At 43.8% G+C, this 26,359-nt stretch carries 39 protein-coding genes; 33 read left to right on the top strand and 6 right to left on the bottom strand.

Features of this window, described 5'->3' with window-relative positions:
* Window positions 1-122 precede the first annotated feature (122 nt).
* The 11 genes from EI981_RS17330 (at window position 123) to EI981_RS17285 (ending at window position 7,831) form a co-directional block, all read left to right on the top strand.
* Complete coding sequence (locus tag EI981_RS17330) at window positions 123-1,124, top strand: Gfo/Idh/MocA family protein (RefSeq protein WP_127000234.1); 1,002 nt, start codon at window positions 123-125, stop codon at window positions 1,122-1,124.
* A gap of 18 nt (window positions 1,125-1,142) precedes the next feature.
* Complete coding sequence (locus EI981_RS17325) at window positions 1,143-2,063, top strand: helix-turn-helix domain-containing protein (protein WP_227011485.1); 921 nt, start codon at window positions 1,143-1,145, stop codon at window positions 2,061-2,063.
* Between the two features lie 17 nt (window positions 2,064-2,080).
* Window positions 2,081-3,163, top strand: a complete 1,083-nt coding sequence (locus EI981_RS17320) for a Gfo/Idh/MocA family protein (RefSeq protein WP_127000230.1) — start codon at window positions 2,081-2,083, stop codon at window positions 3,161-3,163.
* A gap of 333 nt (window positions 3,164-3,496) precedes the next feature.
* The gene (locus tag EI981_RS29275) at window positions 3,497-3,667 is read left to right on the top strand and encodes a hypothetical protein (protein WP_193556385.1); all 171 of its coding nucleotides are present in this window, start codon (window positions 3,497-3,499) and stop codon (window positions 3,665-3,667) included.
* 18 nt (window positions 3,668-3,685) lie between these two features.
* Window positions 3,686-4,243 (top strand): hypothetical protein, encoded by a 558-nt coding sequence (locus EI981_RS17315; protein WP_127000228.1) that lies wholly within the window; start codon window positions 3,686-3,688, stop codon window positions 4,241-4,243.
* Between the two features lie 42 nt (window positions 4,244-4,285).
* The gene (locus tag EI981_RS17310) at window positions 4,286-4,705 is read left to right on the top strand and encodes a GNAT family N-acetyltransferase (RefSeq protein ID WP_227011484.1); all 420 of its coding nucleotides are present in this window, start codon (window positions 4,286-4,288) and stop codon (window positions 4,703-4,705) included.
* 13 nt (window positions 4,706-4,718) lie between these two features.
* Window positions 4,719-5,138, top strand: a complete 420-nt coding sequence (locus EI981_RS17305; protein WP_227011483.1) for a hypothetical protein — start codon at window positions 4,719-4,721, stop codon at window positions 5,136-5,138.
* A gap of 27 nt (window positions 5,139-5,165) precedes the next feature.
* A complete protein-coding gene (locus EI981_RS17300) occupies window positions 5,166-5,750 on the top strand; it encodes a DUF6886 family protein (protein ID WP_227011482.1) in 585 nt (194 codons plus the stop codon).
* 21 nt (window positions 5,751-5,771) lie between these two features.
* Window positions 5,772-6,320 carry a GNAT family N-acetyltransferase gene (locus EI981_RS17295; protein WP_127000224.1) on the top strand — a complete coding sequence of 183 codons (549 nt, stop codon included), beginning with the start codon at window positions 5,772-5,774 and terminating at the stop codon, window positions 6,318-6,320.
* Between the two features lie 54 nt (window positions 6,321-6,374).
* On the top strand, window positions 6,375-6,950 hold the full coding sequence (locus EI981_RS17290; protein ID WP_127000222.1) for a GNAT family N-acetyltransferase: 576 nt from the start codon (window positions 6,375-6,377) through the stop codon (window positions 6,948-6,950).
* 17 nt (window positions 6,951-6,967) lie between these two features.
* A complete protein-coding gene (locus tag EI981_RS17285; protein ID WP_227011481.1) occupies window positions 6,968-7,831 on the top strand; it encodes an aminoglycoside phosphotransferase family protein in 864 nt (287 codons plus the stop codon).
* A gap of 70 nt (window positions 7,832-7,901) precedes the next feature.
* Here the strand turns inward: EI981_RS17285 and EI981_RS17280 are convergent, their stop codons facing one another.
* Window positions 7,902-8,837, bottom strand: coding sequence for an SDR family NAD(P)-dependent oxidoreductase (locus tag EI981_RS17280; protein ID WP_127000218.1), 936 nt, complete (start codon window positions 8,835-8,837; stop codon window positions 7,902-7,904).
* 84 nt (window positions 8,838-8,921) lie between these two features.
* Between EI981_RS17280 and EI981_RS17275 the strand changes: the two genes are divergently transcribed.
* From EI981_RS17275 to EI981_RS17240, 8 genes are all read left to right on the top strand, one after another.
* Complete coding sequence (locus EI981_RS17275) at window positions 8,922-9,803, top strand: class I SAM-dependent methyltransferase (RefSeq protein WP_127000216.1); 882 nt, start codon at window positions 8,922-8,924, stop codon at window positions 9,801-9,803.
* A 19-nt stretch (window positions 9,804-9,822) separates the two neighbouring features.
* Window positions 9,823-10,653, top strand: a complete 831-nt coding sequence (locus tag EI981_RS17270) for a class I SAM-dependent methyltransferase (RefSeq protein WP_127000214.1) — start codon at window positions 9,823-9,825, stop codon at window positions 10,651-10,653.
* Window positions 10,654-10,722: 69 nt separating this feature from the next.
* Entirely contained in the window at window positions 10,723-11,280 is a 558-nt protein-coding gene (locus EI981_RS17265) for a GNAT family N-acetyltransferase (protein ID WP_127000212.1), read from the top strand.
* Between the two features lie 23 nt (window positions 11,281-11,303).
* Window positions 11,304-11,876 (top strand): DUF4269 domain-containing protein, encoded by a 573-nt coding sequence (locus EI981_RS17260; protein WP_227011480.1) that lies wholly within the window; start codon window positions 11,304-11,306, stop codon window positions 11,874-11,876.
* A gap of 57 nt (window positions 11,877-11,933) precedes the next feature.
* Window positions 11,934-12,488, top strand: coding sequence for a histidine phosphatase family protein (locus tag EI981_RS17255; RefSeq protein WP_227011917.1), 555 nt, complete (start codon window positions 11,934-11,936; stop codon window positions 12,486-12,488).
* A 77-nt stretch (window positions 12,489-12,565) separates the two neighbouring features.
* A complete protein-coding gene (locus EI981_RS17250) occupies window positions 12,566-14,047 on the top strand; it encodes an amidase family protein (RefSeq protein ID WP_127000208.1) in 1,482 nt (493 codons plus the stop codon).
* Window positions 14,048-14,149: 102 nt separating this feature from the next.
* On the top strand, window positions 14,150-14,581 hold the full coding sequence (fosB, locus tag EI981_RS17245) for a metallothiol transferase FosB (protein WP_127000206.1): 432 nt from the start codon (window positions 14,150-14,152) through the stop codon (window positions 14,579-14,581).
* A gap of 367 nt (window positions 14,582-14,948) precedes the next feature.
* Window positions 14,949-15,464, top strand: coding sequence for a hypothetical protein (locus EI981_RS17240; RefSeq protein ID WP_127000204.1), 516 nt, complete (start codon window positions 14,949-14,951; stop codon window positions 15,462-15,464).
* A gap of 60 nt (window positions 15,465-15,524) precedes the next feature.
* Here EI981_RS17240 and EI981_RS17235 read toward each other — a convergent pair whose 3' ends face one another.
* Window positions 15,525-16,040 (bottom strand): MogA/MoaB family molybdenum cofactor biosynthesis protein, encoded by a 516-nt coding sequence (locus EI981_RS17235; RefSeq protein ID WP_127000202.1) that lies wholly within the window; start codon window positions 16,038-16,040, stop codon window positions 15,525-15,527.
* Between the two features lie 271 nt (window positions 16,041-16,311).
* On the opposite strand from EI981_RS17235, the gene EI981_RS17230 reads away from it, so the two are divergent.
* Both EI981_RS17230 and EI981_RS17225 read left to right on the top strand, forming a co-directional pair.
* Window positions 16,312-17,334 carry a CobW family GTP-binding protein gene (locus EI981_RS17230; RefSeq protein ID WP_127000200.1) on the top strand — a complete coding sequence of 341 codons (1,023 nt, stop codon included), beginning with the start codon at window positions 16,312-16,314 and terminating at the stop codon, window positions 17,332-17,334.
* Between the two features lie 132 nt (window positions 17,335-17,466).
* Complete coding sequence (locus EI981_RS17225) at window positions 17,467-17,922, top strand: hypothetical protein (RefSeq protein ID WP_127000198.1); 456 nt, start codon at window positions 17,467-17,469, stop codon at window positions 17,920-17,922.
* A 327-nt stretch (window positions 17,923-18,249) separates the two neighbouring features.
* On the opposite strand, the gene EI981_RS17220 is transcribed toward EI981_RS17225, so the two are convergent.
* On the bottom strand, window positions 18,250-18,795 hold the full coding sequence (locus EI981_RS17220; protein ID WP_127000196.1) for a DUF7010 family protein: 546 nt from the start codon (window positions 18,793-18,795) through the stop codon (window positions 18,250-18,252).
* Window positions 18,796-18,992: 197 nt separating this feature from the next.
* Between EI981_RS17220 and EI981_RS29060 the strand changes: the two genes are divergently transcribed.
* The 8 genes from EI981_RS29060 (at window position 18,993) to EI981_RS17195 (ending at window position 21,277) form a co-directional block, all read left to right on the top strand.
* Complete coding sequence (locus EI981_RS29060; RefSeq protein ID WP_162616206.1) at window positions 18,993-19,277, top strand: hypothetical protein; 285 nt, start codon at window positions 18,993-18,995, stop codon at window positions 19,275-19,277.
* 97 nt (window positions 19,278-19,374) lie between these two features.
* Complete coding sequence (locus tag EI981_RS17215; protein ID WP_127000194.1) at window positions 19,375-19,611, top strand: hypothetical protein; 237 nt, start codon at window positions 19,375-19,377, stop codon at window positions 19,609-19,611.
* 69 nt (window positions 19,612-19,680) lie between these two features.
* Entirely contained in the window at window positions 19,681-19,809 is a 129-nt protein-coding gene (locus tag EI981_RS29995) for a hypothetical protein (protein ID WP_257791984.1), read from the top strand.
* 46 nt (window positions 19,810-19,855) lie between these two features.
* A complete protein-coding gene (locus EI981_RS29940; RefSeq protein WP_250645655.1) occupies window positions 19,856-20,200 on the top strand; it encodes a GH25 family lysozyme in 345 nt (114 codons plus the stop codon).
* On the top strand, window positions 20,197-20,523 hold the full coding sequence (locus tag EI981_RS29935; protein ID WP_250645654.1) for a GH25 family lysozyme: 327 nt from the start codon (window positions 20,197-20,199) through the stop codon (window positions 20,521-20,523). The genes EI981_RS29940 and EI981_RS29935 overlap by 4 nt, the downstream gene beginning before the upstream one ends.
* Window positions 20,524-20,587: 64 nt before the next feature.
* On the top strand, window positions 20,588-20,827 hold the full coding sequence (locus EI981_RS29725) for a hypothetical protein (protein WP_227011479.1): 240 nt from the start codon (window positions 20,588-20,590) through the stop codon (window positions 20,825-20,827).
* Window positions 20,824-21,048: a phage holin gene (locus tag EI981_RS17200; protein ID WP_127000192.1), complete on the top strand. Its 225-nt coding sequence runs from the start codon at window positions 20,824-20,826 to the stop codon at window positions 21,046-21,048. Before EI981_RS29725 ends, EI981_RS17200 begins: the two co-directional genes overlap by 4 nt.
* Window positions 21,049-21,151: 103 nt before the next feature.
* Window positions 21,152-21,277 (top strand): hypothetical protein, encoded by a 126-nt coding sequence (locus EI981_RS17195; protein ID WP_127000190.1) that lies wholly within the window; start codon window positions 21,152-21,154, stop codon window positions 21,275-21,277.
* 133 nt (window positions 21,278-21,410) lie between these two features.
* Here the strand turns inward: EI981_RS17195 and EI981_RS17190 are convergent, their stop codons facing one another.
* Complete coding sequence (locus EI981_RS17190) at window positions 21,411-22,088, bottom strand: SOS response-associated peptidase (protein ID WP_127000188.1); 678 nt, start codon at window positions 22,086-22,088, stop codon at window positions 21,411-21,413.
* 99 nt (window positions 22,089-22,187) lie between these two features.
* Window positions 22,188-23,381 (bottom strand): Kelch repeat-containing protein, encoded by a 1,194-nt coding sequence (locus EI981_RS17185; RefSeq protein WP_127000186.1) that lies wholly within the window; start codon window positions 23,379-23,381, stop codon window positions 22,188-22,190.
* Between the two features lie 209 nt (window positions 23,382-23,590).
* Between EI981_RS17185 and EI981_RS17180 the strand changes: the two genes are divergently transcribed.
* A complete protein-coding gene (locus EI981_RS17180) occupies window positions 23,591-23,872 on the top strand; it encodes a hypothetical protein (protein ID WP_193556384.1) in 282 nt (93 codons plus the stop codon).
* A gap of 13 nt (window positions 23,873-23,885) precedes the next feature.
* The gene (locus tag EI981_RS17175) at window positions 23,886-24,215 is read left to right on the top strand and encodes a YolD-like family protein (protein WP_127000184.1); all 330 of its coding nucleotides are present in this window, start codon (window positions 23,886-23,888) and stop codon (window positions 24,213-24,215) included.
* 325 nt (window positions 24,216-24,540) lie between these two features.
* Here EI981_RS17175 and EI981_RS17170 read toward each other — a convergent pair whose 3' ends face one another.
* On the bottom strand, window positions 24,541-25,197 hold the full coding sequence (locus EI981_RS17170; RefSeq protein ID WP_127000182.1) for a CatB-related O-acetyltransferase: 657 nt from the start codon (window positions 25,195-25,197) through the stop codon (window positions 24,541-24,543).
* Between the two features lie 268 nt (window positions 25,198-25,465).
* Here EI981_RS17170 and EI981_RS17165 point away from each other — a divergent pair, with 268 nt between their 5' ends.
* Window positions 25,466-25,804, top strand: a complete 339-nt coding sequence (locus EI981_RS17165; protein ID WP_127000180.1) for a BC1872 family protein — start codon at window positions 25,466-25,468, stop codon at window positions 25,802-25,804.
* Window positions 25,805-26,007: 203 nt separating this feature from the next.
* Window positions 26,008-26,166, top strand: a complete 159-nt coding sequence (locus tag EI981_RS29055; RefSeq protein WP_162616205.1) for a hypothetical protein — start codon at window positions 26,008-26,010, stop codon at window positions 26,164-26,166.
* The last annotated feature ends 193 nt before the right edge of the window (window positions 26,167-26,359 follow it).

The raw sequence follows: 26,359 nt of genomic DNA, 5'->3' as shown, positions 1-26,359 counted from the left end.
GTATAACTTTGTCGTAATATTATATATAATTGTCGTATACTTTGACTAAAAAACAACGATTTATTGTGGTAACTTAATAACTAGATGTCAGGAAATTATATATACTTGGGAGGCTAGAATAGATGACAATTCGAATAGGCAAGGTTAGTTACTGGCATGTTCACGCTTGGGATTACACACGCCAAGCCCAGGAGCACACAGACACAGAGATCACAGCAGTTTGGGACGACAATGAGGCGCGCGGCCGGGAGGCGGCTGAACAACTAGGTGTTCCCTATTATGCGAAGCTTGATGAGATGCTATCCAACCCGGAAATCGATGCAGTTATTGTAGATGCTCCAACCGATACACATGAAGAGGTAATCACTGCTGCTGCAAATGCAGGTAAGCATATTTTCACTGAGAAGGTGCTGGCTCCGACAGTTCGGGAAGCGGAGCAAATTTTAAAAGAGATCGAGCGTAATGAAGTGAAACTGACGGTATCACTACCTCGCTTGAATGATGGTTATACGCTGGCTATTCAGGATATTTTAAAGCAGGGCTTGTTAGGTCAGATCACTTATGTGCGTGTTCGTCTATCTCATAACGGTGCTATTGCCGGCTGGTTGCCGGAGCATTTCTATAATTTACAGCAATGTGCTGGCGGGGCGTTAATCGATCTGGGCTGTCACCCGATGTATTTGACGCGTCTATTCCTGGACCAGGAGATTACTGGCGTAAGCGCGAACTTCGGCTATATTACAGGCAAAGAGGTTGAAGATAACGCCGTCGTTAGCCTGTACACAGCATCGGGAGCGATCGGTGTCGTTGAGGCGGGGTTTGTAAACAGCCATTCTCCATTCTCGATCGAGGTTCATGGGACGGAAGGAACACTGATGTATGGAACGCCGGATGAGACGCTACGGATCAGAAGTAACCGTGCTCAGCTTGGAGAAGCTTGGCATGAGCGGTCAACCGGAAGCAATCGCGAGAGCGCATTTGAGCAGTGGGTGCAGCATATTCAGAACGGTACCCAGGCTGATGAGAATATCAGCATGGCTTTGGAGTTGACCAGATTAATGGAGGCGGCGAATCGCTCGGCTAAGGAAGGCCGTGTAGTGCAGCCCGCGCAGCTAGGCGAGTAGAAGATGGAGCCCAGGCTAGTGAATTCATTTCCGTATGAAGTCATGTTCGAGAAGAAGGACATGATGGAGAGATTGGAGATCATCGTCTCTTGGGGGCATTATGAAATTCGTGTTCTACGATTTCATTTAACGTCGTTTGATGCCGGGCGGTTTATTGATTTTCACAACCACGCTGAGTTCGAATTCCACTTCATCCCAAGGGGCAAGGGTGCAGTTATTCTTGAGGATACCCCTTACTCCTTGGCTGAGGGCATGTTCTATTTAACGGGGCCCGGCGTGATGCACTATCAGGAGGCGTCGCCCGAAGAGGCGATGGATGAATTATGCCTCCATGTCGATATCGTCCCTAGATTTAAGAGTGATGTGGACCCATGGGAGGCGGCCGAAGCGGAAGAATGCATCGAGAAGCTTCGGCATTTTCCGCTCAAGCCGACGCAGGATACCCATCATGCGATGCACTGCTTCCTTGAGGCCTATGAGGCGGCGGATATGAAGTATCGGGGCTTCTACACATCGATTAAGCAGTCTGTTATCAGCATTCTACTTAAGTCAGCCCGGGCTTGGGACTCGGGCGATACCGGTGCCGAGGCGCCGATCCGCGACATGCTGGAGCATCGCTATCATTACGCTGTTCAGTATATTGAAGCGAATTATGCAAACAATTTGACCCTGGACAACGTGGCCGAGAAGCTGAATATTAGTGCTCGGCAATTGCAGAGGGTGTTCAGAAGCATGGATGAGAATCGGCCATTTAGTAAAATAGTTGAAGACATTAGACTGCAAGCTGTCTGCCGCAGACTGGAGGAGAGCAGCATGCCGATAGAGCAGGTCGCTCAGACCGAGGGCTTCTCGAATGCGACCTATCTGCATTCTGTATTCCGCAGACGCTTCGGCATGACTCCTGCAGCTTATCGCAAGTGGAAGCAAGCTATTAACTAAGAATAGGGTGATTATATATGAGTAAAGTATACCGGATCGGAATCGTAGGTTGTGGCGGAATTGCCAACGGCAAGCATATGCCAAGCCTGAGCAAGCTGGAGAATGTGGAAATGGTCGCATTCTGTGACATTATTCCTGAGCGGGCGGAGGAAGCCGCGGCCAAATTTGGAACACCGGAAGCGAAGGTCTATGCGGATTATAAAGAGATGCTTGCAGAAGAGCAGCTTGATATCGTCCATGTTCTGACCCCAAATGACGCCCATGCTGATATTTCCATCGCAGCTTTGGAGAGCGGTCATCATGTCATGTGCGAGAAGCCGATGGCGAAGACAGCTGCCGATGCAAGAAGAATGGTTGAAGCAGCGAAGCGCAGCGGGAAGAAGCTGACGATTGGCTACAACAACCGCTTCCGGGCAGACAGCTGGTATATGAAGAAGCTGTGCGAGGAAGGGGAGCTTGGGGATATTTATTTTGCCAAGGCACACGCGATTCGCAGAAGAGCAGTACCAACTTGGGGTGTATTCTTGGACGAAGAGAAGCAGGGCGGAGGCCCACTGATCGATATCGGCACCCATGCGCTCGATTTGACGCTGTGGATGATGGACAATTACAAGCCAAAGGTCGTTCTCGGTACGAAGTATCATGAACTTGCTAAACGCGAGAATGCGGCAAATGCTTGGGGACCTTGGGACCCTGAGAAATTTACGGTTGAGGATTCGGCATTTGGTATGATCGTGATGGAGAACGGCGCTACGGTGATGCTCGAATCCAGCTGGGCGCTCAATTCGCTTGAAGTGGATGAGGCAAAATGCAGCCTCAGCGGAACGGAAGCCGGTGCGGATATGAAGGGCGGACTGCGCATTAACGGTGAGAAATTTAGCCGTCTGTACACCAACGAGATTGAGCTTGGCTCCGGCGGGGTAGCTTTCTATGACGGCCAAGCCGAGAATGCCTCCGACGTTGAAATGAGAAAGTGGATTGAAGCGATCGATCAGGATCTTGAGCCGGTCGTTACGCCGGAACAGGCCTGCGTTGTCTCGGAGATTCTTGAAGCAATTTACGAATCGGCACGTACGGGCAAGGCCGTATATATGAACTAGAAGCAGTACGAATGAAAATTATAGTAGGAACGCATCGCTGAAGAAGTGGTGCGTTCTTTTTTTGTGTACATGCTTGAATTGGAACCTAGCTGCATCGGGTAGAGAGTGTGTGTAAAATGAACAGTTTACGTTATTTTATATCAAATAGCGATACCCAGTTTCGTTAGATTTATTTTGAGCTTATTTTCGTCACAGTAGCGATACTGTGTTTCCTTAGAACTGTTTTAGCAATTATGGATCTACAGAATACGCAGAGGTATACAGGAAAATATGGTACAATATTGAAAATCAAATGAAGTGACGACAATATTTAATTGAAAGAGGGTTATTGTGATGGATACTTCTGTATCGCTTTTTGGAGGCCTCTCGGTTTTTATCTTCGTGCTTTATATTTTGATCGCGGTGTTAGGTGTTTATTGCCTTATCCTGTTCATTAAGCTGGCGCATCGTGGAATCAAGGCTCTAGACATTTATATTGCTGAGAAGAATAGAAGAAATCTCTAGCTTAAGGAGGGGGGGAAGATGAGGAAGAACACTCTCCGCTTATTACTTATACTAATAGTTGCAGGAGTGGTTCTCTCGGGTTGTGGAAGTGGAGAGACCTTACCTGCAAGTTCTGGTAATTCTGAGGATTTAACGGCTTCTCTCTATGTACAACAGAGTAATCCGGATAAGGATGAATCTATATTTAGCGTTGAAATGATTATTCCATCGGATATACAAGTTAATGAACCGTTTGAGATTGAAGGCTTGCTATGCAATAACAGTGATAAAAAGGTAGAGATTCTGCATGGAGCAGCGATGTTCACGTATGTGGTCTATAACTCTGATGGAGTTGAAGTACCGAACGAACGAGGAACATACACGATAAGTGACATTGGAATTGGAGTTCTCCTGGAGCCGAACAGCAAGTACAGCTATGATGGAGGTGGACATGTCAGCACGAAATTAAATGAAATAGTGCTTGAGCGGCCCGGCATTTATACAATTGTGGCTCAGGCTGAGTTCCACATCACAGGCAGTGGGGAAAACAGTAGGGTTAGCATCAAGTCAGACCCTTATGAGATCGAGTTGAAGTAAGCGTAGGTGAACGGATTGATAAATTTAAAAACATATTATGATTTGACGGAGTTGAAGTCATTGTTGGCTGAATGTATGTGGCCTGATGACGTACGGATAACTCGTGAACTGGATAGCTATTTAACGGATGACAGTAGGGGGCTTTACGGTGAAGTTATTCATCATCGGCTCGTTGGGTTAATAGGTATAGTTTCATACTCAGAAGAAGCGGTGGAGCTGAAGCATATTGCAATTAACCCCCAATATCGACGGCTCGGATTAGGTACAAAGTTAATTTATGAATATATGCACAGCTATAATCCAGCTAAAATAATCGCTGAGACGGATCAAGATACCATAGGATTCTACAGTAAGATTGGGTTCGAAATCCATAGCTTGGGAGAAAAGTACCCTGGCGTTGAACGGTTCCAATGTATTTTATCGAAGGATCATGAGTTGATACTACAAGGTATTAGATCATAAAGGTGAGTTGCAAGTGATCGTTCTAAGAGAAGGAGTGATAATGATGAAATCTCCGGGTGGCTCGACGTTTCCCTATTACTATAAAGGGGGAGAGATTCACTGTCTCAAATATGGGAACAAATACAAGGACGAGCAGGCGCTGTTGCAATTAATGCAGAAAGAAGAGGAGTTTATCGTTCAGGTAAAGAGGCGGCTGAAAATATGGGTTGATTTTGATAAAACCTCATTTACTCCGAGTGTCTGTAACGCATTTATCCAAAATATCATAAATTTAAACCATCATATCGATAAATTATCCGTTGTAGGATTATCGGGTTTTTATCGTTGGAGGCTTAAGAGGGGAATTAGGAAAGCAAAGCTCAAGGTGATTATTTCATTCTATTTGGATCCAGAAGAGGCCAAAACGTGGCTAGTCTCTGAAAGAGCAATGTAATGACAAATTCTGAGGCGGCTCCCAATTATGAATGCCAAGCAATGTCTCAGTGATCAATATCAATCGACTTCAATCCAGATTTTAAGCAGGGAGCGCGATAATTTGCTTTATCATATCAGTGAAGAGAGTAATATAGAAGTGTTTGTTCCAAGGAAAACCGAGGCTTGGCCGGATTTGCCGCCGGTCGTTTGGGCGATAGACGAGAAGCATTTGATAAATTACCTTTTTCCCAGGGAATGTCCTCGCATTATATATTCAAATTCTTCAAGAGTCAGCGAGGCTGACCGAGCGAGATTTTTCTCACAAACGGCGGCAAATACGATCATTGCTGTGGAGAGCGGCTGGCTGGAGCGCATGAAGCAGGTTCGGATATACAAATACTGCTTTGCAGATAATGGGTTTGAGCTGATGGATGACAACGCCGGATACTATGTCTCCAGAGAGACGGTACGGCCGCTTCACATTGAACCCATCCAAGATATGCTGGATCGGCTCTTGTCTTATGATATCGAACTACGTTTCACTCCGGTTCTTCATCCTTTGAAGGATGCTATTCTTGCTTCTACAGTTACAGATTTTTCTATGATACGTATGCGAAATGCTAGACCTTAAGAAACAACTGGGGGATTAGAAATGATCTATAGAAATGATAAAATCACGGTCCGCTCTATTGCAGAGGCGGATCAGCAGCTTCTTGCAGATTGGCTGTCTAATCCGGAAGTACTTCAATACTATGAGGGACGTGACCGACCACATGATCTTGAAATGGTCAGGGAGCATTTCTATCTGGAGGATGACGAGACGCGATGTATTGTTGAATATGAAGGCCAAGCGATCGGCTACATCCAATTCTACCCGCTCGAGGAGGATTCCAGACTAGAATATGGGTATACCGATGCAGACGGTATCATCTATGGAACGGATCAATTTATTGGTGACCCGGGTTATTGGAATAGAGGCATCGGTAAGAAGCTGGTCAGCTCGATGCGGGACTACTTAATCCATCAGCGTAAAGCGGCCAAAGTGGTCATGGACCCGCAAGCCTGGAACGCAAGGGCTCTCGCTTGTTATGAACAGTGCGGATTCGTCAAGAAGAAGCTGCTCAAGGAGCATGAGCTGCATGAAGGGCAATTAAGAGATTGCTGGTTGATCGAATGTACGGCGGAATCTGCTCAACTATAGGAGGATGCGCGTTATATATTTGTCGGAAGATTGAAGAACCAAGGGGAGAGTAAAATGAACGATATAAAAAAGGGTACTGTTGATCAAGAATTTACGATTGAGTGTGAGGATGTCCTACTGATCGAGTATAGACTTCAGGATCTTGATAGTCTGGTCAATTTGACCCAGCAGCCGGAAATATATGAATATCTACCGGACTGGAGGGCTTCGCGAGAACAGCGACTTGATTGGATGATGAATTATGAAATTCCTGAGAATAAGCGGTTTCTACAGGCGACTGTAGAAGATGGTGAGATCAATGAACTATGTCTTAGAATGGGGATTATTTTAAAGGAGACGGGCGAATTTATTGGTTGGTGCTGTACGGGAATGAAGGAGGAACTGCCTGCTCCAAATCGAGAAGTCATGTATGCTATTTCAAGGAATCATCGCAATAAAGGATACACTACGCAAGCTGTGAATGGGTTGACTAAGTTCTTGTTTGAGCACACGAACATATCCGAGCTTAACGCCATCGCATTATTACGAAATGTTGCATCCAATAAAGTTATCGAGAAGTCCGGATTTACGAAGGTAGGAGCTATAGAAATCGATGGTGAATCCTATCATCATTACAAGCTGTACAGATGAAGAAGGATGTGAGCGTGGTGATAGATCAGATAAATGAGATTCGTTGGCTAGAGGGGGGCACTGTAGCAGGTGCTCTATTGACTCCCGGTGCTTATACACTAACTTCTCTGATTTCCGGCTTAGAGGCAGAAGTCGTAAAAATAAGCATTGCTGACAATCATGCCGTGCTTAAGGTATGGAATCGAGATTCCAAGCCTGATGTGGCCTTACAGTATAATCTCTTGCATGCTCTATCCGCTCAAGGGATAGCCGTGTCGCAGCCGCTGGGTTATGGACTGGATCAGGAGGGAAATTCGGTCCTGCTAACGCCTTATGACGGGCAACCTATCAATAAGCTGAATAAATCGATATTGTCGACCCTTGTACAGAAACTGACTGAGTTACATCGGTTTCCCATTTCCGAATTGAAAGGGCTTTCTCTCCCTAAGTATGATTTTGTCCGTTATTTCTTTCCGATGATTGAGAAATATGAGGACATCAAGCTTTTGCTTGAGCAGCTTGCTCCTAAAGTGAGTATGCGTCAGAACTGCATCATTCACGGGGATTATAATTTGGGGAATATTCTGTACCTGAATGGAAAGTATTCCATTATTGACTGGACCAATGTACAGCTTGGTGACTCTCGATATGATGCTGCCTGGTCGATACTATTAATGCGGATTTACGCAGGTGAACGTAACGGCTTGACATATCAGTCTTTATTTATGGATGAGAGGGCGTTTACTTCTGATGAATCCGAGCATTTCGAGGCACTGGCTTGCTTGAGATGGGTCCTGCTATCCCGTATAGCTCCAGAGCTAGCAAAGGGTAGAGACACATTATCAAGAGCACGCAGCATCCTTAATAATAACCAGTATCTACGTGAAGATTTGTTGGCATAGTCGGCTGATCGATTCTTCAACTTCAAATCTGCTTAATGGCTGGGTTCAGGTTGACACCTGTATCCTAACGTTAGGTCCATTTTGTACATAGCTCCCATACTTGTTGGGCGATATCAGGATCATCCGCATAAGCGGGATAATAAGTTGAACCGAATATTTGCTTGGCTTGTGTGAGGGGGTCAGGCTTGGTCTGACCTGGCAGAATAATCTCACCCTGCTTATTAAAGAGATGCCCGGACAGATTCGCATATTTCTCCGCCGTACAAATTTGATAGTAGCACTCCGCTACTTCATCTGGTAAGGGATTAAATAGGTTCTGGAGTACTGCGAGAGTCCGCCAGATCGGGGATAAGTTGTCTATGGTCCGTTTGGATATTTTTGTAGCGGGAATTTGCAGCGCATTGACCTTGATGTCATAGCGTTTAAGTTCCTCAGCCAATCTTTTCGTCATAATAAATAATGCCATCTTTGAGTCACCATACATTTTATAGGTGCTATAAGGACGGTTATCTTTGAATTCACCTTGAAGATTGTCAAACTCAATTTTTCGCTTGGGATCAAAGAAGTGCTTGATGTTCGTGCTGCAGGCATGGAGGATCCGGGCATCCGATGATTTACGAAGCGGATCCATTAATAGCTTTGTCATTAAGTAGGGTCCAAATAAGTTCGTGGCAAAGGAAAGCTCAATGTGATCGGGGCTAAGTTGATAGATTTTTTCGCCGTGTTTAAGGTATGCCGCATTATGGATTAATACATCAAGTTGGTCAAAGGCTTGTTGGAAAGCTAAGCAGAAATGGCGGATCGATGAAAAGGAAGCGAGATCCAGTTCCAACAAGCTTACTTTATCGTTTCCACTCTTCTCGATAATCTCCTGTTGTACGCTGCGACTTGCACTTAGATTACGACAGGCCATTACTACATGGAACCCTGTGGAAGCAAACTTAAGGGCGGCTGCTCTGCCAATCCCGGAGTTGGCACCGCTAATGATAACAATACGATCTCTCATGGTTCTCCCCCTCATTTCTATGATCAGCGCAATATCAAATATATGTGAATTTAGTAGCAATAATGAATATAGGAGCCGATGTATATGAGTGACTATTATTGGGATCGCCAGGTTGATTATTTGCGCAATACTCGCTGTCTCTACTATAACGATGATTATCTGGAATTTCTAGTAAAAGTCGTCTGGAAGATCGATCGACCGGTGAAGATTATTGACTTCGGTTGTGGGTATGGTTATTTAGGGCTAAAGCTCTTGCCGCTCTTACCGGAAGGATCGACATATACAGGGATCGATAAAGGAAGCAAGTTGATCCAAGCAGCTCGGGAAATATTTGAGCATCAGAAATTCGAGACTGAATTTATCGAAGCTGATATCGAAGAAGTGGTCATAGCAAGAGATTATGATATTGCTATGTGCCATGCTTTTCTATTACATATGCCGGATTCGAAAGCAATCCTCCAGAAAATGATCGACAGCGTTCAGAATCATGGGCGAATCATTTGTTTTGAACCTCACTGGATTGCGAATATGTCGAACTATTATATGGATGGGATTGAACAATCGAGAATTATTCGTTTGGGGTTGCTGCAACAGTTATATGAAGAAGATGCTCGGCTTAATGGTAAGGATGGAAACATTGGAATTCAGCTTCCAATCATGCTAAGTCAGATGGGCTTGCACGATGTTGAATGCAGGGTGAGCGACAAAGTGAATTTTTTGGATCAGAACATGGAACCACTGGCGAAAGACAAACTCTATCAATCTCTGATAGAAGAAGGGCTGGGACAAATCCCTGGAAATCGAACCGAAGTCGTTGAGCGTTTGTTGGCCAAGGGTCTGACAGAGGAAGAAGCGATAAGTCAATACAACGCTGAATTATTATTATCCGAGAAATTCGGAGTAAATAGCTGGTTAACCTACGCGCTTAATATGAAGATCACCTATGGAACCGTGGAACGTGACTGAGCAATAAGGAGGGGGCATTATGGATTCGGTGAAACGATACTATAATCAGTTTGACGAGTGGGGAAGGCTCGATCGCGAGCCATTAGAATACTTGATTCATCTACACCACATGCAGAAGAACCTCCCTCGATCTGGTCGTATTCTAGATAACGGAGCAGGTCCAGGTAAGTATTCGATGTGGTTAGCAGAGCAGGGTTATCGGGTTACCTTGACTGATTTGACACCGAGGCTAGTGGAACTAGCGGAGCAAAAAGCGATAGAGCTTAATCTAGAAAAGCAGTTCGATGGTTTTCACGTAATGGATGCGAGACATTTAAGTGGACTCTCTGATGAGCAATTTGACGCGGCATTGGTGTTAGGACCGATGTATCATTTACAGTCCCAAGATGATCGAAACCGGGCAATTGCTGAATTGTACCGGGTGACCAAGCAAGATGGACTTATCTTCGTTGCATTTATGTCTAGAACGAGGTTCCTGTCCACGTCTTTGCAATATCCGGAAAGGTGGAGGCCCAATCATACCGTTCAAGGGATAACAGACTTTATGAAATCTGGGGCCTTTAACCATGACGATGAAGGTAGATTTACTGGGGCCTACTATTTTGATATCGCTGAAATTATCCCTTTCATGGAATCGCAAGGCTTCCAGACGATCAAACTTATCGGTTCAAGCAGTGTCGCTGGGGGAATGACGGAAGAGCAGTGGGATTATTGGAAGAGGCAAGGGGACGATGCCTTCACTCAGTTGATGGAATTGATCATGAATGAATCGGAGAACCCTTATATTCTCGGAGCTTCGTCCCATTTATTGTACATCGGTAGGAAATCTAGTGGTAGCAGTAAAGAATAACTATAGTTATTCTCCATCTTGTAGTCACATATCATAAAAGCTAAGGTCAGAAGCGGAGGCGATAAGAGCATGGAAGTATCCATTAGCTTAACCGATCAGACTACGAAATTTGTAATTAATAATCTATATCCATTGTATCTGCATGATCTATCTGAGGTCTGGGGATGGAGACCGAACCAATATGGCGTCTTTGAGACGGACGATACGTTGACACTACAGGATCAGAATAAAGTATTTGATATCTGGTGGGAGAAGCCGGCTATTCTAATCCCCTATCTCGTCACTGTAGAAGATATTCCAGCGGGATTTGCACTTGTAGCGACACCGCCTTATACGCCACATGGAACTGAATTTTATTTAAATGAATTCTTCATCCTGCGTTCCTTCCGTGGTCAGGGGGTTGCTGAAGCGGCAGCCATACAGGTCTTTAATCTACATTCCGGCACTTGGGAACTGCAGACGAATCCAACGGACAGCAACAAGAGAGCACAGGCCTTTTGGAGAAAGACTGTAAGGAATTATGCTCCGGATTCGTACCTAGAAGAAATGAAGGAGACATCAGATGATGGGAACAAGTTAGTATTTACTTTTGATAATAGTAAACAGGCGTTGATCTCTTATAGATAAGTTAAGGAAAGGAAATCTTCAATTTGAGTCATAACTGGACAGATTTAAAGTATCTCCTCCGTGGTAATGCAACGCAACGTGAAGTCTATCATTTGCTAGTCAAGTACAGACTTATGCATCTTCTCGAATTATATCGTCCGATTCTGGTTGGAACCATTCCAATCGGGATTCACGTTGAGAACAGTGATTTGGATTTAATTTGCGAAGTAAATGATATCGCTTCCTTCGATGCGTTAGAAGAGTTAGCCAGGGCTCATCTGCAGCAGTACCGGGGTTACACTCTGACGAGACGGAAAGTAGACGGCTTATGGAGACTTAAAGTGAATTTCTGGCTGGAGCATTGGCCTGTGGAAATATTTGCACAGCAGAAGCCTGTCATGGAACAGAACGGGTATCGACATATGGTGATTGAGAATCGGTTGCTTCGCTTGTATGGAGAGGATTTTAGACAACAAGTGATTGCTCTGAAGCGTGAGGGGCTGAAGACGGAACCGACCTTTGCCAATCTACTGCAGCTAGATGGAGATCCTTTCAGCAAATTATTGGAGCTAGAAACTTGGGAAGATGAACAACTTAGAATGTTATGGATGAGATAGAATATCAGATGAACAGCGATCAGCTGGAAGGAGGCAACTATGTTAACGACGATTTATATGGTACGGCACGCGGAGTCGCCTTATACGGCTGGTGAAGAGAGAATAAGAGGACTGAGTCCTGATGGAGAATTGAAGTCCAGGCAGGTGACAGAGCTGCTGCAGGATGAAGGTATCGATATGATCGTCTCTAGCCCGTATGCGAGAGCGATGCTCACCGTGGAGGGGCTGGCCGGGAAGTTGAATTTGCCGATAGAGACCTATGAAGATCTCAGGGAGAGGCAGTTTGCTGATGATAGCTATTTGATCAGGGATGAGCAGTTTATGACACAAGTGCAGAATATGTTCTCTGATCCGGAATATGCTTTGCCTGGGGGAGAATCGAGCAAGGTTTGTCAGCAGCGAGCTGTTCCTGTAATGTTTGAATTGCTTGAACAGCATCGGGGGAAGAAAATCGTTATCGGTACACATGGCAACGTCATGACATTGATGATGAATTATTTTGACCCAGACTATGGCTGGGATTTCTTCATTGAGACGAAGAAGCCGGACATTTATAAAATGGAGTTTCAAGGAACCCGACTAACTCAAGTAACGAGGCTGTGGAAGGATTGAAGAAGAATTTCGAAGCAAGCATCAGTTGGTTCGGATTATTGGGGGTTTTTCAAGTATCTGGATAGGAGCTGTTATTAATGAGCTTGAATTTACGAGAATGGATCGTTGAAGTAGATATTACGAAGCTGCAGACGGCCCTGGAGGAAGGGCTTGTTACCTCAGAGGAACTGGTAGCGGAATACATAGACCGGATTGACAGATATGACCCGCGGATTAATTCGGTACTTGAGATTAACCCGGATGCGATATCTATAGCTAGATCCTTGGATCAAGAGCGGCTAGATAGCGGGAGTCGCGGGATGCTGCACGGAATCCCCATACTTCTAAAAGACAACATCGATACTGGCGATAAGATGCATACTAGTGCCGGATCGGTTGCATTAGCAGGGTCTGTAGCATCACAGGATTCTGCCGTTGCCGCCAAGCTTCGCTCAGCGGGTGCAATTATTCTGGGCAAAGCAAATATGACGGAGTGGTCTAACTTTATGTCGAGTTATATGCCGGCTGGATACAGTTCGCGAGGCGGGCTTGTCCTCAACCCTTATAATCCAGGTGAGTTGTTCGTCAGTGGCTCTAGCTCTGGCCCCGCCGCCGCAGTTGCGGCTAATTTCGCGACGGCAGCCATTGGAACAGAGACGGCGGGATCCATTATCGGGCCGGCCTGCCAGCATTTCCTCGTCGGAATTAAGCCGACGGTAGGACTTGTTAGTCGCGCTGGTATTATACCTATCTCCGCAAGTCAGGATACTCCCGGCCCTATTGCGAAGACAGTTAAGGATGCGGCAATGATGTTGGGCGTGCTGACAGGAGCTGATGAACGGGATCAAACAACAAAGTCGAGTGAAGGCCACGCGTATACCGACTACACCTCTTTCCTTGATGCAGATTATTTGCGTCAGGCGAGAATTGGTGTCCCAAGGCATTATTATATGGGGCTGGACGTAGAGCGGCGAGCGATCATGGAGACGGCGATTGAAACATTGAAGCAAGAAGGTGCTGTCATCATTGATCCCGTGGATATTGTTGTCGAGCAGCAAAACTGGAATAATGATGTGATTTGTTACGAGTTCAAACGGGATCTGAATCATTACTTGGCTCAACTGCCAGATATATCACAGGTTCATTCTTTACGTGATCTAATTGAATACAATGAAGCCAATTCAGAGATCGCGCTGAGATACGGACAGGATACACTGTTGAGAGCAGAGGCAACGGTGCTAACAGAACAGGAATACATAGAGAAGAGACAACAGTACAATCATCTTCCGAACACGGAGGGAATTGACTATGTTCTAGAGCGCTATGAGTTGGACGCTCTTCTGTTGCCAGGGGATGTAGACGGGATGTACATCGCTGCCCGGTTAGGTTATCCTTTGATCACGGTCCCAGCAGGCTACTCTCAGCAAGGAATCGTTGATACAGACGGCGACTCTACCAAGGGACCATTCGGTATCGTATTCTCGGGTAAGGCGTTCAGTGAACCGACCCTAATCAAATTGGCTTATGCATTTGAACAGGCGACAATGTACCGTTACCCGCCTCAATTAAGTGAAGAATAGTCATTTTTCGCTTCGTTCACCGAGTATCACGCCTATCAGAAGAACAGAGTGAACACTTTGCAGATAAGACGGAATTCACAACTTGAAGGAGCTTGCTATGTTATGAAAATCCAAAGTATTAATCATTTATGCTTTTCTGTCTCGGATCTCGATAGATCCATTGAGTTTTATGAGAATGTATTTGGAGCCCGGATATTGGTAAAGGGGAGAAAGCTGGCTTACTTCGATTTGAATGGAATGTGGATTGCCCTGAATCAAGAGGATGTTGAGCGTAATACGACTGAACGGACTTATACTCACATTGCTTTTACAATCGAAGAGTCCGATTATGAGCTGCTGATATCCAGGCTGACCGCTTTGAATGTAACACTGCTGCCCGGACGGGAGCGGGATGAGCAGGACAAACGCTCGATATATTTCCTCGATCCCGATGGTCATATGTTTGAATTTCATACGGGTAGCCTGCAGGAACGATTGCAATATTATAGGGCGGAGAAGGAGCACCTGATATTTTACGAGCAGTCTGATGAATAATAGTTCGTTCAACACCCGGGTGAATTCAAGATTCGATGTCGAATAGCTTCATGATTTACTTCGTGATCAAAAGCAGATTTTTTGACAACCTCTGTTAGTGTGTGTTCAAAAAGGCTGGTTTTCAGCACCAAGAAGGTTGGATGAAGCTAGGGACTGAGGAGCGCAGCGTACGTAGTGGGTACGTGAGCACCGGAAGGCCGGGTGAATTCAAGATTCGATGTCGAATAGCTTCATGATTTACTTCGTGATCAAAAGCAGATTTTTTGACAACCTCCCTTAGGGAAAAACTGGTATAAAGAGGGCGTAGATGAGCCATGCTAACATCATCAACAGAAGACTAGCTTTCGATGAGGAAGGGGGTACTCCGATGAGATGCCTAGCATGGGGCTTGAATGCGCTGCTGGCCGTGCTGCTCCTTAGCGGTTGCGGTTCAGGTTCGCAGCAGATCGTGAAGCAAGAACTCGACAGATTAAATATGAAGAGCTATCAAGAGGGTAATGATCGGCAATTGGTTAGCGGAACGACGCTGAACAGTTCACTTCTCAAATCTCTGCAGGCGGAGTGTGCGAATCGTGGAATCAGGCTTACCCATGAGACGTATGCGGAAGCCTTGAATGGAGGGATCAGCTACAATTATTATATCAATGGCGATGCCAGGCATTTTCTGATTTTCAATGTGTATCCGAGTGAGCAGGACCGGATCAGTGAAATATCTGAAATATATGGTGCGGGTACGGCAAAGGATGAAGCCTACGTTATCAAGACGAAAGGCAAGGTAGCTCTGATCTATGCTTCAAGCGGGCAGAAGAAAAGCGAGTATAGCGCTGAGCTTAAGAATGTTTTTCAACAGGTATTACAACAGATCAACGAAGATTCACTGTAAAAATAATAACTATCCCCCTGACAGGCTTGTCGCCAGCAGGGGGATTTCTTTTGCAGCTGTCTATCTCTTATGAATTTCATTCAAAATATGCGGCAATTCCGGAATGATGATCTTCTCCATCGCTAGCTTAACAGCGGCCTGGGAGCCTGGCATAGAGAAGACAGCCATACTACTGATCGTTCCTGCGATCGCTCGACTAAGGATAGCGGCAGAGCCGATATCTTCAATAAAGCTCAAATGACGGAATAATTCTCCAAAGCCTGGCATTTCTTTATTAAGCAAGCTGCGCACTGCCTCATAGGTCATATCCTTCGGGGCGATACCGGTTCCGCCGCTAAGCAGGACGACATCGATAGTACGGTGTGCAGCGGCTTGCCGTAGTAATTGGCGGATTCCATCGTAATCGTCTTTGACAATTGTATAATCCACAACATTATATCCGTTAGCTGCAAGCAGGTCCTGAATAAATTGTCCGCTGTAGTCATTACTCTTATCCCGGGTATCCGACACCGTAATAATTAGGCAGTTCTTACGAGACGGTGCTTGGCTTCGATGTTCATCAACTGATCGTATCATATCAATTATCCTCTCTAACGTGATGTTATCTTTCTATTTTATCATATTCCTCTAGCTTCTCATTAAGTATTAAACCCAGAAAGTTGCGTGTTTCTATAGCATGGTGTAAACTCGCATTCATGGAAGAGAGTCATTATAATGGGGGTTCAAAGAGATCGGTTTTCAGCACCGAAGCTTAGGGTTCCGATGTGCGTTTTTTCAAAACGCTTCAGTTGGAAAAAGCTAGGGACTTTTTGAACAACCTCTAACTAGAGAGCGAGGAATGAAAAAGATGAATAAAGCAACACCCATTTACATATTGTCAGGATTTCTGGGCAGTGGGAAGACAACGCTGCTGCAGCGCTTAATTGCGAAATGGAAAAATGAAGGGCTTAAGCCAGCTGTCATTATGAATGAGATTGGTGAAGTTAATCTGGACGGTCTGATGATTGATCCGGAGGTACCGATGGCGGAGATGTTGGGTGGCTGTATATGTTGTACGATTCGCAGTGATCTAAGCATGCAGCTCTATGAGTTGATCCAAGGGGAGAAGCCGGACGTAGTGATTATAGAAGCCACGGGAGCAGCCAACCCGATGGAGATTTTCGATGCGGTCTCGGAATCGTCCTTACTGTTGAAGCTGGATATCCGACCGATGATCACTGTGGTGGACGCTGCTCACTTAGCAGCATTGTATGAAGCACAGCAAGGGAAAACTTATCGTCTGATGATTGAACAAATTCGCTGTGGATCATGGCTGATTCTGAATAAAGTTGATCTTGTCTCTGCGGATGAGCTTCGTGAACTACAAGCTTTGCTACAGCGGCTTAATCCCTATGCCCAAGTAGTTACAGCTAAGAAATGCGTGATAGATATCGAGCTGCTGTTGAGTAGAAATGAAGCAAATGAACCTAGCCATGAGCTAGACGAACACGGAGACCATAGTGATCATGCCCATACACATGATGATGACCATGATCATGAAAACCATGATCACGGGTCCCATTCGGCCCACCACTCGCACGAGCATGTTACGGTCTATACGCATTATTTTACAGGCCCAGTGAACAGTGTTGACTTTGAAAAGTTTATTAAGGAGCTTCCAAGAGAAGTATATCGCGGGAAAGGTATATTGCATTTCTCCGATACTTCTAGCCGTTTCATGTTCCAATATGCTTATCGGGAAGCAGACTTTATGAAGATTAATCCGCAGGGAGATGTGCCGGATGTGGCTGTCTTTATTGGCGAGCATTTTGATAAGACAGCACTTGCAGAGGGGCTTAAGAGCCTGGAGGAGCAAGCAGCCCAATCCTAAGTGGAAGTCTCCAGGTAGAATGTTGAACAGATTGGCGGATCTTGCATTCCCCCATTTCAGTGGCTCTGGTATAGCGGTTATAGGTGCGATACAATAAGACAATAACAGGAAATATTGTGGGGGAAGGTCGCTATGAAAGAGAATTTTGTACCGGGGGATGAGAATTCCAAGGAGTTGTTCACCTACTTTGGGCTAGCGGTATATTATTCACAGGCACTGGAGCAGCAGCTGGCCAATTTGATCATGGTGATGAAGGTGTCGCAGGGAGATATGCAGAGCGCGGAACAGTTTAACGAGAACTTTCGCAAGAAGCTAAGCAGTTCGCTCGGCCAATTGGTGAACGAAATTCAGCATCATTTTTCATTTGCGGACGAAGAGTCAGCGAAGCTGAAAGCAATCTGGAAGCAGCGCAATTACATCGTACATGATTACTTTAAGCTCAGGATTCATGAAGCGTTTGACAAGCAGGGTAGAGAGGCGATGATCACCGAGCTGCGAACATTTTGCGATGAAGCTAGAATGATGGAGATAAGACTGCAGCAATATACAGTGCAATTGTTTAACCAGATTGATCTGGAGAAACAGTAACATTACCCGCAATTACCCGTAACACCGATCATTCAGTTCAGCTATAGCCACCACTGTTGCGGCAAGGGAATGAGTGAGACATCCGCTCGTTCGGCCCGTTCTTCCGCTTCCCTAAGATCTGCCTCTAAGCGGCTCTTTGGAAACAATTAAAGGAAGAATTAATCAGGCTTGGAGGTAAAGAGCTTGGGCACATTGATAGCCCTTGGCGAAAAGAAGTTTGAAACGCGCAGCTGGCGAAAGATTTGACATGATTCCGCTACTTCAAAGCCCAAACTATGCAGTATAAATCTCTTCTTTTATATAAAAAAATCACCTAATAAAAGGTGATTAAACAAGACTAGCTTTAAGTTCTCTAATAATTAAAAGAGCACCAATACCATACACAATAGCTATTGCTAAAGGTACAAGAGTGAATGCTTGATCAACAAGGAATCCACCTAAGATTAGGGAAGAAAAACAGGTACCTAAAGTAACAAATAAATAAGCTTTGCTCTTATAAATCCACATGTAAGGAAGAAAATGAGAGCCTGCAAGTAAACCGATGGTGAAGGGAAGGTATTCAGGTATGTTCATATATACAATTATAAATACAGGTATGTAAAAAGCTTGCGGAGCTGCAACTATTCCTCCTAAAGTACCTACAGGGTTACCGGTAGTAAGTAAATTAACACCAAGAATTTTACTAATTAGAATTCCAATAGGAAAAATGGCACCTAAGCCAAATATCCAAATTAAACGCACAGCTTCTATTGGTAAAACTAAGGGCATAAGGGTGAAAATTAAAAAGACAATTACGCCCGACAGCAAAATGGGGTACCCTTTTCTTGCTTCAAAAATGATTTCTTTTTGTAATTCCTCAAGTGTTCTACTCATAACGCACTCCTCTATAAGTTTAGTAGTCTATTCATACTAACATAGCAAAATTTGACTCAAGTTACCATGGCGAATTAGAATCAGAACCACAATTTAATGAGCAATACGAAAATTAAGCGTGACATAATAGACCGAAGGCCATCGAGACGACCGAATATCTTAACAAAGTGGCGGCCGTATAAGTACAGTACTTTGAAATGGAGACTGAAAAATTAATATTAATTTATACATCAAAATACAATACGCTAGATGAATTAAGCGAAGCAGACAAAACGTATGTTGATAGCTATTTTGATAAATATCTAGACAACCCAAGGTTAAGTGACGAACAAGATTCGAAATGTACTAAATTGCTTCTGTTAGAAACGTACTATGATGTCTACATTAGTAATAAAGACAGCAAGAAAAAGAAGAATGTAAAAGCATCCAACGAAACTATCCAGAACTTCTTTTCTACATTGAAAGATATTCAAGAAACGTAGTAACTTAGCATCAAATACAATCTACAATATAACTAGAGAACATTCTCTTTTGGGGAGTGTTCTCTTTTTGCGTTCAAAAAGACTGGAGGCGAACAGATTGGCTAAAATTAAACCAATGCTTGGTATACATCTCGATCTTGAGAAACCAGTGGATGAAATTGTTCACGTAATTAATGCCGTACTAAAAAATCATCCATTCAGAAAAATCTTACGTGAGCTTGATTTACGTATTGGGGAAGCTATTGCAGCCCAAGCACGTCAGAATTCACCAAATGAAGGTAGTGAGGATGCTGATAACGAAGTAGCGGAAGTTGTCAATAGAGCAGCAGTCTAAGGAACGCCTATTGTAGGAAAGTGATTTATTTATGCCAGATGGCTATTTTAGTTGAGAGAAGGTACGCGAATGGATGCTGTACAAGCAGAAATGCTACAGCGGATCACAAGAGTAGAGACGAAGGTTGACGGCATGGATGAGAGGCTGGACCGGGCAATTGCAGCCAATGAGACGGCAGTAGGCGTTATCATCGGCTAGGTCAGCTCACCACCGAATGGACAAGAACGAGGACGCTCAGAAGTGGATGTGGCGTACTATCGCAGCATCGATCATTACGATTGTCGTAGGAGCTATTTTAACTGTGATTAAGATACAAGGAGGGCTTAACATGCAAGGACGTAAATCAGGCAATGCTCAAGGTATCGACGTTTCACATTGGAACGGAGCAATCGACTGGCCTAAAGTAGCGGCGAGCGGCATATCATTTACTTATATCAAGGCGACCCAAAATAGTGTGGACAGGCGCTTTATTGAAAATGTTCGAGGTGCCAAGGCGTCTAGCCTACTAATTGGTGCCTATCACTACTTAGATGAATCTGTTACGGATGGCAGAAGCTGCAAAGGCGGTAGCCAAGAAGTTCTAAGATGAGATCCAGTCAGCTGGTGGATTACGAATCGAAATCTGGCAGTTTATGCGTCGAGGGAGCCACTGTGGTCGCGAAAGCATTTCTAAGTGAAATCGAACGGTTAACTGGCATCACTCCGATACTCTACACCTATCCAGCATTTATTGGTAACTTCAGCGGATTGAGCCAGTACCCACTCTGGATTGCACGGTATAGCACTCAAACGCCAATGCATCAGGATGGAGACGCTGGGAGTTCTGGCAGTACAATGACGGACAAGCCGGAGGATACACCTACCGAATGGATCCCGTTAGGTAAACTGGATTCATGGACAGGTGGACCTTAATGAATTCGATGGTACCAAGGCTGATCTGAAGAATAAATACGGACCGAAGAAGGAGGAGCCGACAGTGATTGAAAGAAATGTTAACCAGGTAAATGAATGGGCGGCCAAAGATTGGGCCGAGGGTAAGGCAAACGGTTACTTTGACGGCAGACGGCCAGGAGCTCCGATTACCAGGGATCAAACGGCCATCGTCAATAACCGGCTGCGGAATAACTTTTTAAAACTTATTGATGGCAACACGATAAGGATCACTGAGCTTGAAAGGCAGCTTGAGACAATCGAGAAGGGAGGGGAACTACAATGATGAATAAGAAGAGATGGCGTAATTACGCATTATGGGTCAGTATTGTATCTCAAGTACTGCTCCTTATTCAGCTTATTGGACATCTGACAGGACTGTTCGACTTAACTGATGTGATGAAGCAGAATATCTTAACGATCGTTGATGTGTTCCTGGGGCTGCTGGTGACACTTGGGATTATCTCGAACCCTACGAAGCCAGATAGTGGAGGGTATAACTTGTAGTATAAGTATCTAATAAATAGGCTTTATTATAAGTAAGGAGCCCAATCTGTGTTACAAAAATTGAATAGGATGGTGTGTACTCTAAATACAAGGAGGTAAGCACATGGGTGAAGTATTTGGCGGTGTAGGCGGTGTAGGATCATGTGGCGGTGGATTATTTACATCAACTGCAGCGATTTTAGTTCTGTTCATCCTGCTCGTAATCATTTCAATGGCCTTTGTTTTTTAATTGATCAATCTAATATCAGCTTCAACTTTCCAATAGTTGGGGTACATCAAATGCCCATGCCGCCATACAATATGAAAGAAAAGCCCACTGACCTTAAATGGTTGGTGGACTTTTTTATATTTGCAAAATTGGTCTAATGGCTGGAAATTTCATTTAGCAACTCCGGGGAATTATTCCTTACGTTGCCAACTGCGGATGATACGGGGTACGCACGCATTCTATTCGCGTCGAACGGGCGTAACAGTTTCAACAAAGGAGATATATCCGTATTCCCACGATCGAGCCATTCGGTTTCGTCTTCCCGATGCAAGATCACCGGCATACGGTTGTGAATTTCGGCCATGAGGGTATTTGGTTCTGTGGTAATTATCGTACACGTAGCGAGCTTATTTTCGTTCGCATCCGCCCAAATATCGTATAGCCCAGCGAAAGAAAAAAGATTATCATCGCGTAACACGATCCGGTACGGCTGTTTTCGCGTCCCGTCTTGTTTCCATTCGTAGAACCCGTCGGCCGGGATAATACAACGTCGGGATGCTAGAAGTCGATTGAACGACGGCTTTTCCGTGATCGTTTCCGCGCGGGCGTTGATCATCTTGCTGCCGATCTTATCGTCTTTAGCCCAGGAGGGTACGAGTCCCCAGCGAAGCTCTCCAAGCCGATTTCCGTCCTTACCATGAATAATAGCAGGTACATACTGCATTGGAGCTGCGTTATATATTGGTTTATAGTTTATATTTGTATTTTTATCGACGTAGTACTGTATCATTATGTCCTCGATAGGGGCCGTGATAGTAAAGCGTCCGCACATAATTAAAACTCCTCGATAGTTTATCTCGTTATTTTAATCGTTGAGGGCGCTTAATAAAGAAGGCCCACTAACCTATATGATCAGCGGGCTTCCATTTAATTATTCCGTTGTATACTCATTCACTTCAAAGGACAGTATGTTCTTGAATATTACATAGTCAACTCTTTTGCTAAATGGTCCTTTGTTATTATTATGCTTGTCTATACCGTATCTTGCAGGTCCTACGCCATTTTCTTTAACATCGTACCAATCAATAAAGGCGTTCACTTCTTCCATCGAGAGGTCGAATTCTTTTTCTAAACCAGTTGTCATGATTATTGTGAGAATTGCGCGATTACCAGGTGGTTCAGGTTGTGTATCTTTAAACGAGAGCATTTCTACTGTGTTTAATATATTTACCTTATTCCACCCTCCAATAACGTAAATGTTCCCATTCACTGTCACAGCTCCATTTTGATATCTTAAGAACGAAAGATCAAAAGCTTTGTCCCAATTATCAGAGTTAGGGTCGTATGAATATACTATAGTATTATTTTGGTTACCTAGAGTTAATAATTTACCTTTATATTCAATAAAACTAAATGATCCTCCTATTTTTTCGGGAGCCTTTGCTTTTTGTGAATATGAATCTATTTCTTGATTATACTCAAGTAAATATCCTGTGTTGTCCATAAGGTATACTCTATCATTCGCTTTAATCACTGAAGCATTATACATGTTAATGGGAAGTGGGGACATAGTAGACCATTCATCATTTAGAGGGTCATAACTGTATACTGTATTCGATGGAAGATCAGAAGGAGTCCCACCACCAAAAATATAAATTTTTCCCTCAATTACAGTTACACCTGGCCAGGATCTTTCAACAGGCAATGGTTTTCCGCTTATCCACGTGTCTGTTAATGGATCATATATTTCCACAGTATTTAGTTTCTTATTTGCGTTTGGACCTTGATATCCCCCAATAACATATATTTTGTTATTGAGAACAGTAGCCGATGCAGCTGATCGAATAGTCGGCATTGAGCTTTTTTCAGACCAAGTGTCATGAATTGGGTCATACACAAATGTCGTGTTGGTTTTATTACCAGGAGCAGCACCCAAACCGTCTGAAGTTCCACCAAAAACATATATATTATTTTTATATTCGACGATAGCAGAACCTGCCCTAGCTTGTGGTAAATCACTTTTCTTTGTCCATTCAACTTCATAGCTTGCGAAAGTATGAGTAGAGCTTAGTAAAGTCACAAATAATAATGTAATCAACATAGAAACTATTAGTTTTTTATTCAAAACAGCATCTCCTTATAATTTATCTGCATAAAGAATAATACAAATAAACCCATGGATTGTCTAAACAATAATGTCTATATATGTGATTTAATGTTGTGAGACATAAATCTGTAAAGATTCACTCAGTGGAGTGGTCTTTTTTTCATATTGATCAAATTCTGCCATCAGGCATATAATACAAACATATGTTCCTATATGGGGTGAGAGTAATGTTAAGTGATTTGGAACGTAAAGTTCTTCGAATTCTGTTCAACTTCTCAACGCAGCGGCACCGAATGCCGATGAAGCCTGAGTTAGAACGCACGACTGGCCGACAGTACCAGGATATTAAGTCCGCTCTGGATGTGTTAGTACAGGAGAGGTATATTTTCTGGCCGGATAACCCTCGACTTGATACCATTGTGATCCTGGAAGGCTGGGAACGGGATACATCTTTGCCTACACCTAAGCCGACGATATCAAGCAACATTGATTATTGGACTAAATATTAAAGGGGCGGTATGTATGGCAGGGTTACTTGAAGATGGGGGCATATGGGAGCGAAGCTTTATCTTGCCCGAACATAAGGAAGCTATGAAGCGTCAAAGTCGAGAGGCAACAAGGAAGACTAGGCCGATCTTGGACGGTCAGGAATTGGAACAGATTCAGCAAGTATTATCTGTGTCATTCCACGAGCACAGGAGAATCACTTTGCGATTATTTGACGAGTACGATAATGTCGAGATCAGCGGCATCGTAACAGCAATCCAGACGTATCGTCGGGAGATTAAGCTTTCGACCGCTCAGAACGATTGGCAATGGATTTGGATGTCTGATATTCTGTCTGCGGAGTAAAAAAGAAATCCCACTTGCCTTAATTGGTAGGTGGGATTGTTGTATATGCTCGGCATAAGTACAGCAAAAAATACCGCTCAGGAGCATCGCCCAAGCGGTTAATTTAGCACCCGCATTTTACCTGAAAATGACTTGTAGAGTGCTATTTTTTGATGTAGAGTTAACTAGATGTAAAACAGCTGGATATAAGACTGCAGCAATATACAGAGCACTTGTTCGACCAGATTAATCTGGTTGAACAAGTGCAATATTTGTATAAAATATGTCTTTCTATAGAAAACAGCCTCTTTTTAATAGCTAATTAAGAAGGGGCTGGAATTAAACGTTAAATTTTTATTTCCCTTTGATAAAAGTCATACAATTGATTAATAGAAGAACTTGACAAGATATGACTGGCTCGTTCAATTTTCTCACGTTCCCAATCGAACCAACGCATTTCTTTTAACTTTTCGATTTCTTTGTCTGTAAAGCGCTTCTTTATCTCTTTAGCAGGGTTACCGCCTACTATTGTATATGGTGGGACATCTTTTGTAACAACCGATCCTGCAGCAACAATGGCACCTTCACCTATTGTCACACCGGGCATAATCATTGCATTCATACCAATCCAGGCATCGCTTTCGATGATTGTATCCCCTTTAGGTTTGTAAGAAGTTTCAATGTGCTCCACAAATGGATACACGGTAATCCATTCAGGATGATGATTGTGATTTCCACCCATCAAAATAATTACACCACTTGCTATGCATACGTAATTTCCAATAATCAACTTATCTATCTGCCAACCATAGTCTTGGATGGGATTAAATAACGCTCTTGATTTTTCATCCCCCCATAGGTATCTTACACAGCCATCTTCAAAATCATGATTATCGTAATAACCAGAATAGTATGAGTAATCCCCTACTGTAATCATTGGGTTGGTGACAATTTCCTTTAGATACATTATTTCAGACCAGTGGCCAAATCGTTGTTGTTTCATTATTTTCCCTCGCTTCTAAGTAGTATGAATCACTTTTTTACTTAGAAGCTTAGTGCAATAGCAACATTTTTAAACCGTTTCAAACGACGAACCATCGTCCTCATCCTTTTCCTATTTGTAGTTTGATTTTAACAAACGAATCATCCGCTGGTCAAACTCACAGTAGAAAGTAATCAAATGAAATTGAATAAGAAAGTAAATTTGGGTGATGACATTGAGATAGAACGGATCAGGTAGGGCTTAGTCCCTTAGAGAAGGAGAGAGAAGTATGACACCTGAAGATATACTAGACTCTGAACTTGAAAATTTAAATTATGCCGTGGCTTTAGAGGTTTTTGAGTATCAACCTGATAAGCATAGATCCGGGAGATTCTTGCGAGGCAATACGTCTTTCTACCCGAGGGACTATAGTAGAGACGTCCATGCGGCATTTGATGTTGTAAAGGAAATGAAGAAGAAAGGTTGGCTTTTCATTTTAAACAATGAAGGGGAACGGTGGGAGGCAACGTTTTATAGGGACGAAAAAAAGAGTATTAACGTTGTAGATGTTACTGCTGAAAGTGCTATATGTAAAGCTGCTCTATTAGCTGTATTAGAAGAGGAGTAAGAATGACAAAGTGGTGGATGGACAGAAAAGGTACAGGAGATCGAACCCAAAAAGCATAGAGCTGGGAGGATTATGAGAGCAGAAGAAGCCGAAAACAGCATAGGGTGAAGCTGTTCATCACATAATACTAATTGAGTAAACCGTGGTTATCTCAAACCGTTCAGATAATTGCCGATTCATACGACTTGAGGAGGTGTAAAGTGATGAACAACCAGAATAATGCGAAGCATAGGTCCAAGCAAGTAAAAAAGAAATTGGGTGTTCCAAATCTTAATACGGAATTTGCGGAAGAAACAGGCGCTGCTGTAGCTGGTGCAGATGCAAAAGCCTCTAAAGGTGCATCCCAAAAGTCGAAGCAATAGACTGCTGGAATTACACTTGCCTTAATGCACGAGAGATTGGAACTTACCGTCCGGACTGGTGAGAATCCGGAAAACCTTGAACAATCCCACTTACCTTGATCGGTAGGTGGGATTGTTGTACATACCAGGCAGCTGCGGACATTCTGCGATGAGCCAGGGTGATGGAGATTAAACTGCAGCAATATACTGAGCA

Source organism: Paenibacillus lutimineralis, assembly GCF_003991425.1.
Taxonomy (GTDB): domain Bacteria; phylum Bacillota; class Bacilli; order Paenibacillales; family Paenibacillaceae; genus Fontibacillus; species Fontibacillus lutimineralis.
Note: the sequence above shows the minus strand (reverse complement) of the source record. Positions and strands in the feature narration are given on the sequence as shown.